This window comes from uncultured Thalassolituus sp. (assembly GCF_950066645.1).
Classification (GTDB): Bacteria; Pseudomonadota; Gammaproteobacteria; order Pseudomonadales; family Oceanobacteraceae; genus Thalassolituus.
The window spans coordinates 23,246-36,055 of sequence record NZ_CATMFB010000004.1; the positions used below are offsets into that span (position 1 = coordinate 23,246).

Genomic DNA, 12,810 nt, shown 5'->3' on the forward strand with positions numbered 1-12,810 from the left:
AGTGCAAATGATCAACCAGGCGCGATGGGTTGGGGGAGAAGGCCTCTCCGGGTTATCATGGATGTCACGTATGACACTCCGAGGATGCTTATGCTTACTCTGCTATCGCCGGCAAAAACACTGGATTTTGAAACACCGCCGGTGACTCCGCACCACACGACCCCAGATTTTCTTGACGACTCGGCTGCTCTGATTGATGTCCTCCGGGGGTACTCTCCCGATGATATCGGCAAGCTGATGAAGCTCAGTCCTGCGCTGTCGGAACTGAACGTGAATCGCTATCACGACTGGGCGCTACCGTATCCGGACGGGCAGGCGAAGGCTGCTGTGCTGGCCTTTAAGGGCGATGTATATACCGGGCTGGACGCCGATTCTATGTCGGAAGACGACCTGGATTACGCGCAGGAGAATCTGCGGATTCTGTCTGGCTTGTACGGTCTGTTACGCCCGTTAGATGAGATTCTTCCTTACCGCCTGGAGATGGGTACCCGACTGGAAAACCCTCAGGGGAAAGATCTTTATGCGTTCTGGGGTGAGAAAATTACTCAGGCACTTAACGATGTGATTGATGCTGGAAAGCACACTGCCGTGGTCAATCTGGCGTCGAATGAGTACTTCCGTTCGGTAAAACCGAAAAAACTCCATGCGCCTCTGATCACGCCGTCGTTCAAAGATGAAAAAAATGGTCAGTACAAGATCATCAGCTTCTACGCCAAGAAAGCGCGTGGCATGATGGCAGCGTATCAGATCCGGGAACGAATCAGTGCTCCTGAGGATCTTAAAAGCTTCAATGTCGCCGGCTACCGCTTCAGTGAAGAAGATTCCGGCGAATTCGACTGGGTATTTAAACGAGCCGAGAAGGATATACCGAATGCGTAAACTGCTGGCTGCCGCCGTTCTGGCGACTGGCGTACTGAGCCTGACAGGGTGTGTGCTGGCCCCTCAGACGATTCAGCTGAATGAAACTTCTGCTGTTGCTGCACCGTCAGCTTCCGTAGCGCGTGGCGCTCTGATCCGCGTGATTGATCAGCGTGAAGATGCCAGTGGCGATGTGCTGGGAAGTCGCGGCGGTCGACTGGCTGAAAATTCACCTCTGGTTGCGCAGGATGACCTTGCAGCTGTTCTGACTACGCGTCTACAGGACAGCATGACCCAACTCGGTTTTGGTGAGGCAAGCCCACTTGAGCCCTTAAAAGTTCAGCTCGTTGTCGATACCTTCCGCTACGGCTGCAACGACGGTTTTCTGGTGACTGACTGCTCGGTGAGCATGAAGTTTGAGATGACAGTGATCAATGGCGCAACGACCTTCACCAAACCTTATGGTCTGAATGAATCGCGCCGGGTGGCGGCAGCACCGGTTCAGGAATATAACGAGAAGTGGATCAATGACACGCTTGATCGTCTCTGGTCGTATATTTTTTACGACCCGGAGTTGAGAACGTTTCTTGGGATATAAAAAAAACCGCCGTAAGGCGGTTTTTTTGTGCGCGCTGACCCGGCTGTGGGCTTAGCCCAGCAGGCTACGGATGCGCTTAACCGCGTCCTGCAGTTTTTCCATGCTGGTGGCAAAAGAAAGACGCATATAACCCGGTGTACCGAACGCAGAGCCCGGAACCAGTGCAACGCCGACTTCTGTCAGCAGTTTCTCAGCAAACGCCACATCATCGTCGATGCCCAGGGCGTCCATCGCACCTTTGACACAAGGGTAGGCATAGAAGGCACCGTCGCCCTCAACGCAGGTGATGCCCGGGATGTCATTCAGCGCAGCCACCAGGTAGTCGTGACGCTCTTTGAAGGCCTTTACCATTGGCTCAACACAGCCACGACCACCATTCAGGGCTGCTTCTGCTGCGACCTGAGAAATGGACGTCGGGTTGGAAGTGCTCTGAGACTGAATTTTCTTCATCGCACCGATCAGCTTCGCCGGGCCAGCGGCATAACCTATACGCCAGCCAGTCATGCTGTACGCCTTAGACACACCGTTCAGAACGATAGTGCGCTCATACAGATCAGGATTGACCGTCACGATGTTCTCGAAAGAGAAATCTGCCCACCAGATGTATTCGTACATGTCGTCTGTTGCGATCAGCACGTCAGGGTATTTACGCAGGACGTCACCCAGCGCCTTCAGTTCATCGGCGGTGTACGCGACGCCTGAAGGGTTGGATGGGCTGTTCAGCACGACCAGACGGGTTTTGTCGGTGATCGCTGCATCAAGCTGTTCAGCAGTGATTTTGAAACGAGTGGTTTCGTCCGTTTCGATAACAACAGGCTTGCCTTCGGCAATCAGTACCATGTCTGGGTAAGACACCCAGTATGGCGCTGGAATGACAACTTCGTCGCCTGGGTTCAGCAGTGCCAGAGCGAGATTGAAGAAGCTCTGTTTGCCACCACAGGACACCAGAATCTGGTTTGCTTCGTAGCTCAGGCCGTTATCGCGCTGTAGCTTGCTGATGATGGCTTTCTTCAGACCCGGAGTACCGTCGACTGCCGTATATTTGGTGAAGCCATTTGCAATAGCTTCGACAGCGGCCTGTTTAATGTGCTCCGGAGTATCGAAGTCCGGCTCACCTGCGCCAAGGCCAATAATGTCTTTGCCCTCAGCCTTCAGCTCAGCAGCACGGTTTGTCACTGCGAGGGTAGGGGATGGCTTGATCAGTTGAACGCGATCAGACAGTTGCAGGTCCAAAGTATGTATCCTCAAAACGGGCGTTAAAAAAACCGTATAATGCTACAAGATTTAGGCGTTAACTGGAATCCTCATGAGCAAGCCATTCGAGCTGTCTTCAAAATATTCCCCGGCGGGTGATCAGCCGGGAGCCATCAAGGGCCTTGTTAAAGGCATCAATGCTGGCCTGCTGAAACAAACCCTGCTGGGGGTGACGGGGTCCGGTAAGACGTACACCATGGCTAACGTGATCGCTGAGTGCGGACGCCCGGCGATCATCATGGCGCACAACAAAACGCTCGCAGCCCAGCTGTACGGGGAGTTTAAAGAGTTCTTTCCGAACAACGCAGTTGAGTATTTCGTTTCATACTACGACTATTACCAGCCCGAAGCCTATGTGCCCGCGTCCGACACTTTTATTGATAAAGACGCTTCGGTAAACGAACACATTGAACAGATGCGACTGTCTGCGACTAAGGCTCTGATGGAGCGCAGAGATGCCATTATCGTCTGTACCGTGTCCGCCATTTATGGTCTCGGTGATCCTGATTCTTATCTGAAAATGATGTTGCATCTCGTTCGCGGTGATCAGGTGGATCAGCGGACGATACTGCGCCGGCTGGCTGAGCTGCAGTACACGCGCAATGATGCGGATTTTCATCGGGGTACTTATCGGGTCCGCGGTGAGGTGATCGATATCTTTCCTGCAGAAAGTGATGACGAGGCCATCCGGGTCGAGCTGTTCGACGACGAAGTTGAACAGATCAGCTCGTTTGACCCTCTCACTGGTCAGATCTATAGCCGTCTGGCACGCGTCACTGTGTATCCGAAAACTCACTACGTCACGCCACGTGAGAAAATCCTTGAGGCAATCGACGGTATCAAAGTTGAGCTGGATGAGCGCCTTGAGTATTACAAAAATGAAAACCTGCTCGTAGAAATGCAGCGTCTGGAACAACGTACCCGCTACGACATTGAGATGATGCAGGAGCTGGGTTACTGCTCGGGCATTGAGAACTACTCGCGTTATCTCTCTGGGCGCAACGCTGGCGACGCACCTCCGACGCTGTTTGATTACATTCCTAAGGATGCACTGGTCTTTGTGGATGAATCGCACGTAACCATTCCCCAGATCGGCGGCATGTACCGTGGCGACCGCTCGCGGAAAGAAACACTGGTGCAGTTTGGCTTCCGCCTGCCTTCCGCGCTTGATAACCGCCCGATGCGTTTTGAAGAGTGGGAGGCCATTGTCCCTCAATGTATTTTTGTGTCGGCAACGCCTGGTAATTATGAAAAAGAAACTCAGGACAATGTGGTTGAACAGGTCGTAAGACCGACGGGGTTGATTGATCCGGAAATTGAAGTCCGCCCGGCGACTGGGCAGGTCGATGATGTGCTGCACGAACTGAATGAACGTGTCGCAAAAGGTGAGCGGGTTCTGATTACCGTGCTGACTAAGCGGATGGCTGAAGATTTAACCGAATTTCTTCATGAGCAGGATATCCGGGTGCGGTATCTGCACAGCGATATCGATACGGTAGAACGGGTAGAAATTATCCGTGATCTGCGGCTGGGCGAATTCGATGTGTTGGTCGGGATTAACCTGTTGAGAGAAGGCCTTGATATTCCGGAAGTGTCACTCGTTGCGATTTTTGATGCCGACAAAGAAGGCTTTCTGCGTTCTGAGCGATCTCTGATTCAGACCATTGGGCGGGCGGCCCGTAACCTCAATGGTAAAGCGATTCTGTACGCTGACCGCATGACAGACTCAATGACGAAGGCCATTGAGGAAACAGAACGTCGTCGCGAAAAACAGAAGGCATTTAACGAAGAACACGGCATTACGCCAAAAGGCGTAATGAAATCCGTAGAAGATATTCTGGAGGCGGCCCCGCCACCGGGTAAAAAAGGAAAACAACGTGGCCGCCTCAAACAAGCGGTGGCTGAAGACAGTGCCGGGTATTCTGCTGATGACTGGAAACATCTGTCGTCTGCAGAGCTGGGTAAACGTATCAGTAAAGTCGAAGATGATATGTTTAAGGCAGCAAAAGATCTTAATTTCGAGGAGGCTGCGCGTCTGCGCGACCTCCTTCATGAAATGAAAGAGAAAATGATCGCTAACAGCTGATAACGCTATTGGGGTCGATCAGTTGCAACGCCCGGATTCTTCCGGGCGTTTTTTTTAGTGGTTGCTTCTGTTCTGCGTAATCCACCCGTCAATATATTCCGCCACCGTCTGCCAGCCGGGCTGTAGTACCGTGAGGTGATTTCTATCTTCGAATTCTACGAAGTCAGTAATCGAAGGTGACTTCCGGTACTTTTTATAATTCGACCTGTTCAGACTGGCGGGAATAATGTGGTCATTTCCACCCGCAATGATTAATAGCGGCTCTCGTGCCGTGGTGTAGTTTATCTTTCCTGAGGAGCCTAAAGGGGCACGACCTACCTTGCGGGATTCCGGAACAATATAGTTCTCATAAAAGAAGGCCTGATCGTCGGCGCTCATGTCGTTGGCGAATCCATAGGAAAACTGTGACAGCGACAGCTGTGAAGGTGTGTCAGAACTCAGAAAGAGATTGAGGTGTGGCAGATTGGCCCTGATAAAGCTGAATTTAAACGACAGAACGCCCTTCGGGGGGGCTGAATTCACGGCAACCGCACCAGCAGTAATACCTTCTTCGAGTAACTTCTGGGCAATCAGGCCACCCATCGAGTGTCCGATGACAATCGGTGGCTCATCCAGGGTCGCAATGAACTGGCGGTAGTTCTCCAGAATATCATTCAGGGTTAACTGACCCAGTTGTTTGCTGGGGTGCTGGTTATTCTGTTCTTCAACGGATACTTCGTGAAGTGGCCAGGGAGGAGCATAGGTAATATATCCCCGCTCTGAGAACCACGTCTGCCAGTCTGACCAGACGCCCGGAGTCATGTACATGCCGTGGATAAAAACCACCGTCTGGGTTGCCGGGATCTGCTTTTCTGCTTCTGCCAATGGCGTTGTCTGGCGTGAACCGGTGGCACAGCCACTGCCCAGCAGAGTGCAAAGCACCAGGGTGATAATTGAAGTGAATCGAAACATATCTTCTCCGCATTATTTTGATTTCATACATAAGAGGTGGCAGAGTTCAGAAAGGATTCAGAGCAGTGAAAATTTTTTCGGAGATCCTGTGACCATTAAGCATTTAGATCATGATCTGATACTGGAAGCACAGCGGGGGAGCCGGTCTCACCTTGAGCAGTTACTGGTTAAGGCGCAGCCGGACATCCGTCGCTATGCCATGAAGCATTGCATGATTGGTGATGTTGATGATGCCGTTCAGGAAGTCTTGTTGAGTATGGCCCGCTACATGGAAAGTCTGAGAGTGGCCGCTGCTTTATCTTCCTGGTTGTTTACCAGCACGCGTCGGGAGTGTCGGCGTCTGGGGCGCGTGGCATTGCGTTATGAGCCATTGGATGAAGCGAGGGTGGATGAATGGCTTGGTTCAGCCAGTAGTCCTGAATTACTTTTCGAGATTGTTTCAGCGATTGATAGCCTGCCGGATGACCTGAAGCAGGTACTCCTGTTCAAAGATTATGAGCAGCTTTCGAATAAGGAAATTGCAGAGCGTCTGGGAGTGACAGTGGCGGCGGTAAAAAGTCGCCTGCATCGGGCGCGGATCAGTGTGCGGGCGATTCTTCTGGGGCTGGATTCTGAAGCAGATAATACTCCGGCCTGACTGCAGAACAGTCAGGCCGGATTATCACGTTATGCCGCTTCGGTGGCGGTCACAGGTTTAACGACGAACAGGAGATCTCCCTGGTTCACCTGCTGACCATCAGAGTTCATGATACGGGTCACTTTAAACTTCTGTCCTGCCGGATAAAGTTCAGTGCCAGTACGGTTGAACTGCTTAAGACTGAGCGGAGTAAACATTTTCATGGCTTCCATCAGGCAGAGCGTCTGACCGATATCAATGATGTCGCCCTCTTTTACGAACGGAGGTTCGCTCGGAGACGACGAGCCGTAGAAAATGCTGGTGGATGGTGAAAGTACTTTCAGCTCGTCCGACCCTTCAATTTTAAGCTGTGCAGCATCGACCGCGTCTGCATTCATATCTGCCGCTGTTTCAATATCAGAGATCAGCTCTTCGATACTGATCCGATCAAGGAATTTAGGCAGATAAGTCGTATCGTAAACACCGTCGACGAAGACATTGTCGTCCAGTACACGCTTCAGCAGTGGGATATTGGTGCAGACACCCGTAATCCGTACCTCTTCAAGGTAAGTACGCAGTTTCTGGATAGTGTCGTTACGGTCTTCTCCGTAACAGATAACCTGAGCGATCATGCTGTCATAGAAAGGAGATACCTGTTTGCCAGCGGCAGCCATTGAAATCAGTTCGATATGATCGTACTTCGGCAGGTTGCACTCGCGAATTGTACCTGGCGTAGGTACAAACTCGACGTTATCACCTTTCATCACAGCTTTTTCGGCATTGATACGAACTTCAATCGCATAACCGTTCGCTTTCGGTGAGATGTCTTCGATATTACCGCCTTCCGCGATGCGGAATTGCGTGGAAACAATATCAATACCAGACACCAGTTCGGTCACCGGGTGTTCAACCTGCAGACGGGTGTTCATTTCCATGAAATAAATGGTCATGTTGTCGAGATCGAAAATAAACTCGACGGTACCGGCACCGACGTATTTAACAGCATCAGCCAGTTTCTCTGCATAGTCGTAGGCTTTCTGTTCCAGTTCCCGTGGGAGCATGGTCGAGCCGGACTCTTCGAAGATTTTCTGGTTATTACGCTGCACAGAGCAATCACGCAGGCCGAGAATCCGGGTGTTGCCGTGCGAATCGCGCAGCACCTGAACTTCGATGTGGCGCAGTGACGTTACGTACTTCTCTAGGTACACATCGCCGTTACCGAATGCCGCTTTCGCTTCGGTTGAGATCTGATGGAACAGGGCGTGAATGCGGTCTGCACTTTCAACCACCTGAATACCTTTACCACCACCACCGTGTACCGCCTTCAGCAGTACCGGGTAGCCGATTTCATCGGCAACGCTTGCTGCGTTCGCAGAGCTGGTAAGAATACCGTGAGAGCCCGGTACGACAGGAACCTCGACACGCATCGCGGTATTGATCGCGTTGGACTTGTTACCCATGGTTTCCATTGAGGAGACCGGTGGCCCTACGAAGTTAATATCATGGTTACCACACAGGGCGGCAAACTGGCTGCTTTCAGACAGGAAACCAATGCCCGGGTGGAGGGCGTCGACGCCTTCGTGGTGCGCAATGCGCAATACCGATTTTGCGTTCAGGTAGCTTTCGTCCGGAGTGTTACCACCGATGCAGATCACACGATCCTGAGGCCCCAGCATATCAACAGCGACGGATTCCATGTCCGGGTCGGACTGAATCAGCGTAACTTTAATGTCGTTTTCCTGAGCCTTACGGATGAGTTTGACCGCGGTACAGCCTCGGGCATGGATCAGTACGTTGTCGATTTTTCCGTACTTTTTCAGCTTGCTGGCATTTTCACCGGTTTCCGGAGCCATGCGCTCGGCGGTGACATAGCCTTCAAGTACACGAGCCAGTACATCATCAACGGTGAAGCGGGCAACCGGCATATCCGGGTCGATATTACGCAGGCGTTCATCAAGATTATCGATGAACGGATGCGCCACCAGACCATCCATAGATTTTGGCGATACCGAGAGGTAGTTCGACAGTGTACAGGTGCTCGGCAGATAGCTGGGCACAACAATCTGGCCAGCAAACGGCATATTAGTGCCCGAGAAATAGTAGGTCTGTGCCAGCGGGTGAGTCACGAAACTCGCCTGTGCGCCACCAGTGCAGTCACCGAAGCCGAATACCACCAGAGGCAGATCGTTGTCACGCACGAAGCGGGTGATCCGGTCGTTGACTACCGCCATTGAAAAGAGAGCGGCGGCGCCTTCTTTAGTTTGCATACCACCCGAAGAAACGAAGCACACCAGAGGCAGGTGCTGACGGGCACATTCAACCATCAGTTTGCAGAACTTCTCGGCACTGGCCATATCGAAGGCACCCGCCTGGAAGTCCAGGTTAGATACCAGAGCACCGACGCGCTGCGTACGACCGCCGATATTGATATTGCCCAGACCTGTAATCACACCACATGGTGTTACGCCTTTATTCAGGGCTTCTTCAATTGAGTTACGGAAACCGGGGAAGGACACCGGGTCAGCAGACATGAGATTGCTGTTCAGCTCTTCGAAGTCACCGAAGAAGCGGTCAATAATGGCGCTTGCTGAGGTCTTTTTCTCACGCTTGCTGTCATCCAGAACTTCCTGAATAAGAAGATCGTGGTACGCCATGGTGAGACGGTTCCAGAAGTCCTTACGACGACCGATGGATACCGGGTTAATGCGACCGTTGTAACTCTTACCTTCCTGCTCTGCGTTGTAGTATTCAGGCAGCAGTTTTTCGAAGATAAATGTGATGACGACGAACAGTGTGTCGGACAGGCGAGGGAAGGCCAGTTTTTTCCACTCTTCCACCGATTTCAGGAAGTCACCACGCTGGCTGCTCTTGATAAAGTAGCTCAGCCAGTAGTTGAAAGACTCCAGGTCTTTCATGGTGTAGCTTTCACCTTCGGTAGCGTCTGCCAGAGATTTATCCAACAGTTTTTTCACAGACTCCCGGGCCAGTGCACGGGTTTCATTGGCCTCTGATGCCACGCTCGACAGGTTGTGAATAATGTTGTCGTACAGGCTGCCGAATACCAGCATATTGCGGCAGACCTGATTAAACTCATCACGCAGCTCGTCGTGCAGAATGGCATCCAGAATGGTGATGTCCGGATGTGCCGGGTTCTGAATATTTTCCTGACGGAACTGAATGTATGGCGCCAGCGCTTCTTCAAGAATGCGACGGTTGATTTCTGCATTCTGAGCTTTGCCGTCGTTACACAGCGCTTCGGTACGGGTCGAGAGCTTGAGTGACGTGCGGATTTCTTCTGGCAGAAGGTCGTCATTAATGATGGTATTGAGAGCGGTTGCCAGTGACTGACTGAGTGCCCCTCGTGACGCTTCTTTGTTGCGCTGAGCAGTCAACTCCTGACGGGTCTCATGAGAAAGCTGATCGCGGATATAAGTAGCCAGTGGGTGCGGGTTGTCTTCGACGAACTCAGCAACGGCTACCGCGTCCAGAATGTCATTTGAGCGCAGCAGGAAGCGACTCTGACGATAGTCTTCGAGGTAGGCGAGCAGGCCGTGGAAGTTAACAGCAGAATCTGATTTCCAGCGATTAAACAGGTACAGACCCAGGTTAAAGCAGAGGTCCTGCTTTGCTTTCAGGTAGTTGTTTTTTGGCTCACCGAAAAACAGACGCGCAATAGTACTGCGGCTGTCGTCCCGCTCTTCATATTTGCTCCAGAACGTCTTCCAGGATTTCTGCAGGTTATCGTCGTAGACAATCTTTTCCGGTGCCTGCAGCCAGTTCTGGAATTTACGCTTCTGCTCGCGTTTGATGCGTTTACTCAACTGCCCGGACGGCACTTCTTTTTCTGCCAGGCGACCGTAGTTTTCGACGGTGGTTGAGTGAATCCGGCGACGCAGTGTCAGGTAGCGGGTATAGCGGTAGCAGAGACCGAAAATATTGCTGTGATCGGTCGGCGTCTGCGCCAGGAAAAAATTCGCGCGTTTTTCGAGCGTGCTGAGTTTGTCCGAAGGATTCAGGAAACGCTCGATGCTGCTCTTATAGTGCTCCATCAACTCAGGGTTGTGGCGGGTAAATTCCTTCGCACTTTCTTCAATAGATTCAATACCGGTCGTAATAGCACGCAGCAGGTTAGAGCGCTTTTCATCCGGATCCGTCGGTGCGTAATCGATGATGCCATCTATGATGCCGGACTCACGCAGCTGAAAGCCGGAGACGCCAACATACTTGGCGCATTCCTGCCACGACAGATTGTATTTACGGGCAATACTGGCCAGACCCTGCGGCTGGATGGTATTAAAAATACCATCCCGGACGGACAACAGAATATTGGTGGCTGCCAGCGGAATGGCACCGCCCGAATAGCCCGCACCCCAGATAATACCGAGAGTAGGGACGTCGTTATTCGCCATCTCGGTAATCAGGTGGCTGATCGAGTGTGCCTGGTTATTTGCGTTCGCCAGTTCACCAGCATCGGCCCCGGGGGTGTCGATGAAGGTCACAATCGGCATGGAACGACTGGAATAACTGCGGGCCTGTTGGGCGGCACGGTTATGATGGGCCGGGCCCCAGGCGCCATTGGCATGTTCGCGGTTCTGGCAGATGAAACCGACACGGCGGATGTGGCCGCCAAAATCTACATCGGCTTCGGCACAATAAAGCGGGCCGTCATCGACTTCCGAAATAATGCGGATAACAAGGTACTGAACAATGTCGCGTGCGCCGGTGCGCTGGTTGCTTTCACTGGGCGAAACGACCTGCTTGATGTATTCATCAATGTTGAGCTTGCGCAGCCGGTCCAGTTCGACATTGCATTGTTCAGGAGAAATCAGGCCTTTGACCTTATGGTCAACGGCGTTGTCCTCGTATTCGGGGAACAGAGAAAAGTCGGCAGACAGTTTCTCGGCGACCTGAAAAAGAGAGTCCGTATGAATTTTTGGTTTTTTTTGTGTCATGCGCTGTTTTCCATCAGTACAGGTCGGATGTCAGATCTGTGTACGGTGTAGCTTGATCTCATCATCGTTCCGGTACGGTTCTCCGGATGCCTGGCCGGTTAAGTTCTTATCATTCTGGGCCGTGCCCATTAGTTGGGTCTTTGCGCTTAGCGGTTGTCCGAGTATGTCACGATCATACGCGTCTGAAAATCAGGGTGGCATTGGTGCCACCAAAGCCGAAGCTGTTTGACATGACAGTCTCCAGTCCGGCATCGCGGTTGGTCGTTACAATCGGCATGTCCGCCGCGTCCGGATCGCGATCATTCAGGTTCGCGCTTCCGGTGATAAAGCCGTGCTTCTGCATAAGAAGGCAGTAGACGGCTTCCTGAACACCCGCAGCACCCAGTGAGTGGCCGGTGAGAGACTTGGTGGAGCTCAGCGGAGGCATATCGCCATTGAAGGCCCGCTGAACTGCCTTAAGTTCACAGATGTCTCCCGCCGGCGTACTGGTGCCGTGGGTGTTCAGATAATCGATTGTCGGGTTGCCCGCCATGCTCAGGGCGTCACGCATGCAGCGCTCGGCTCCTTCACCAGAGGGGGCAACCATATCTGCGCCGTCGGACGTCGCACCATAGCCGATCAGTTCAGCGTAGATGGTGGCCCCACGGGCGACAGCGTGTTCGTATTCTTCCAGAACCAGCATGCCAGCGCCGCCTGCGATCACAAAGCCATCGCGACTTGCGTCGTATGGGCGGGATGCCGTTTCCGGTGCATCGTTATAGCTGGTCGACAGAGCGCCCATCGCATCAAACTGCATGGTCAGTGACCAATGTTCTTCTTCACCGCCACCTGCAAACATAACGTCCTGCTTGCCCCACTGGATCAGCTCCATAGCGTTCCCGATGCAGTGAGCACTGGTCGCACAGGCTGAGGTGATGGAGTAGTTCACGCCTTTGATGGAAAAGGGCGTTGCGAGGTTGGCTGATACCGTGCTGCCCATGCTGCGTGTGACCCGGTACGGCCCGACACGGCGGATGCCTTTCTCTCGCAGGGTGTCTATTGCTTCGACGATGTCGCTGGTAGACGCACCACCAGAGCCGGCAATCAGCCCGGTGCGGGGATTGCTGATCATTTCGTCGGAGAGACCCGAATCGGCAATGGCTTCCTTAAGGGCAAGGTATGAGTATGCGGCCGAATTTCCCATGAAGCGGCGTAGCTTACGGTCGATCTGTTCATCAAGATCGATATCCGGACGCCCGGCAACATGACTGCGGAATCCGAGTTCCTGATACTCGGGAATAAAGCGGATTCCTGACTTCTGAGCCTGAAGTGAGGCCAGAACTTCGTCTCTGTTGTTTCCAAGACAGCTGACAATACCAATACCAGTGACTACTACTCGACGCATTCTGTCTACTCAGATCTCTAAAAAACAGTAAAAACTGGGCGGTTAGGCCACGCCCGATACTAAAAACACAACACTATAAAGCACATCCGCGCCGGGCAAAACGAAAAAGTG

General features: G+C 52.5%; 8 protein-coding genes. 4 read left to right on the forward strand and 4 right to left on the reverse strand.

Annotated features, from left to right (window positions below; translation table 11 throughout):
• Positions 1 to 90 precede the first annotated feature (90 nt).
• A complete protein-coding gene (gene yaaA, locus Q1L85_RS04700; RefSeq protein WP_300432438.1) occupies positions 91 to 879 on the forward strand; it encodes a peroxide stress protein YaaA in 789 nt (262 codons plus the stop codon).
• Positions 872 to 1,456 carry a YajG family lipoprotein gene (locus tag Q1L85_RS04705; protein ID WP_300427148.1) on the forward strand — a complete coding sequence of 195 codons (585 nt, stop codon included), beginning with the start codon at positions 872 to 874 and terminating at the stop codon, positions 1,454 to 1,456. Before yaaA ends, Q1L85_RS04705 begins: the two co-directional genes overlap by 8 nt.
• A gap of 51 nt (positions 1,457 to 1,507) precedes the next feature.
• Here Q1L85_RS04705 and Q1L85_RS04710 read toward each other — a convergent pair whose 3' ends face one another.
• Positions 1,508 to 2,689, reverse strand: coding sequence for a pyridoxal phosphate-dependent aminotransferase (locus Q1L85_RS04710; protein ID WP_300427149.1), 1,182 nt, complete (start codon positions 2,687 to 2,689; stop codon positions 1,508 to 1,510).
• 73 nt (positions 2,690 to 2,762) lie between these two features.
• Between Q1L85_RS04710 and uvrB the strand changes: the two genes are divergently transcribed.
• A complete protein-coding gene (gene uvrB, locus Q1L85_RS04715; protein ID WP_300427151.1) occupies positions 2,763 to 4,796 on the forward strand; it encodes an excinuclease ABC subunit UvrB in 2,034 nt (677 codons plus the stop codon).
• A 54-nt stretch (positions 4,797 to 4,850) separates the two neighbouring features.
• Here uvrB and Q1L85_RS04720 read toward each other — a convergent pair whose 3' ends face one another.
• Positions 4,851 to 5,747, reverse strand: coding sequence for an alpha/beta hydrolase (locus Q1L85_RS04720; RefSeq protein ID WP_300427152.1), 897 nt, complete (start codon positions 5,745 to 5,747; stop codon positions 4,851 to 4,853).
• A gap of 88 nt (positions 5,748 to 5,835) precedes the next feature.
• Here Q1L85_RS04720 and Q1L85_RS04725 point away from each other — a divergent pair, with 88 nt between their 5' ends.
• A complete protein-coding gene (locus tag Q1L85_RS04725) occupies positions 5,836 to 6,384 on the forward strand; it encodes a sigma-70 family RNA polymerase sigma factor (RefSeq protein ID WP_300427153.1) in 549 nt (182 codons plus the stop codon).
• 29 nt (positions 6,385 to 6,413) lie between these two features.
• Here Q1L85_RS04725 and Q1L85_RS04730 read toward each other — a convergent pair whose 3' ends face one another.
• Together Q1L85_RS04730 and fabB are read right to left on the reverse strand one after the other, a co-directional pair.
• The gene (locus Q1L85_RS04730; protein WP_300427154.1) at positions 6,414 to 11,315 is read right to left on the reverse strand and encodes a biotin carboxylase N-terminal domain-containing protein; all 4,902 of its coding nucleotides are present in this window, start codon (positions 11,313 to 11,315) and stop codon (positions 6,414 to 6,416) included.
• Positions 11,316 to 11,487: 172 nt separating this feature from the next.
• Positions 11,488 to 12,699 carry a beta-ketoacyl-ACP synthase I gene (gene fabB, locus Q1L85_RS04735; protein WP_300410931.1) on the reverse strand — a complete coding sequence of 404 codons (1,212 nt, stop codon included), beginning with the start codon at positions 12,697 to 12,699 and terminating at the stop codon, positions 11,488 to 11,490.
• Positions 12,700 to 12,810: the final 111 nt, after the last annotated feature.

Bases quoted from the DNA above. Each gene is read 5' to 3' on its own strand.
- yaaA (WP_300432438.1), top strand. From the start codon at position 91: ATGCTTACTCTGCTATCGCCGGCAAAAACACTGGATTTTGAAACACCG.
- Q1L85_RS04705 (WP_300427148.1), top strand. From the start codon at position 872: ATGCGTAAACTGCTGGCTGCCGCCGTTCTGGCGACTGGCGTACTGAGC.
- uvrB (WP_300427151.1), top strand. From the start codon at position 2,763: ATGAGCAAGCCATTCGAGCTGTCTTCAAAATATTCCCCGGCGGGTGAT.
- Q1L85_RS04720 (WP_300427152.1), bottom strand. From the start codon at position 5,747: ATGTTTCGATTCACTTCAATTATCACCCTGGTGCTTTGCACTCTGCTG.
- Q1L85_RS04730 (WP_300427154.1), bottom strand. From the start codon at position 11,315: ATGACACAAAAAAAACCAAAAATTCATACGGACTCTCTTTTTCAGGTC.
- fabB (WP_300410931.1), bottom strand. From the start codon at position 12,699: ATGCGTCGAGTAGTAGTCACTGGTATTGGTATTGTCAGCTGTCTTGGA.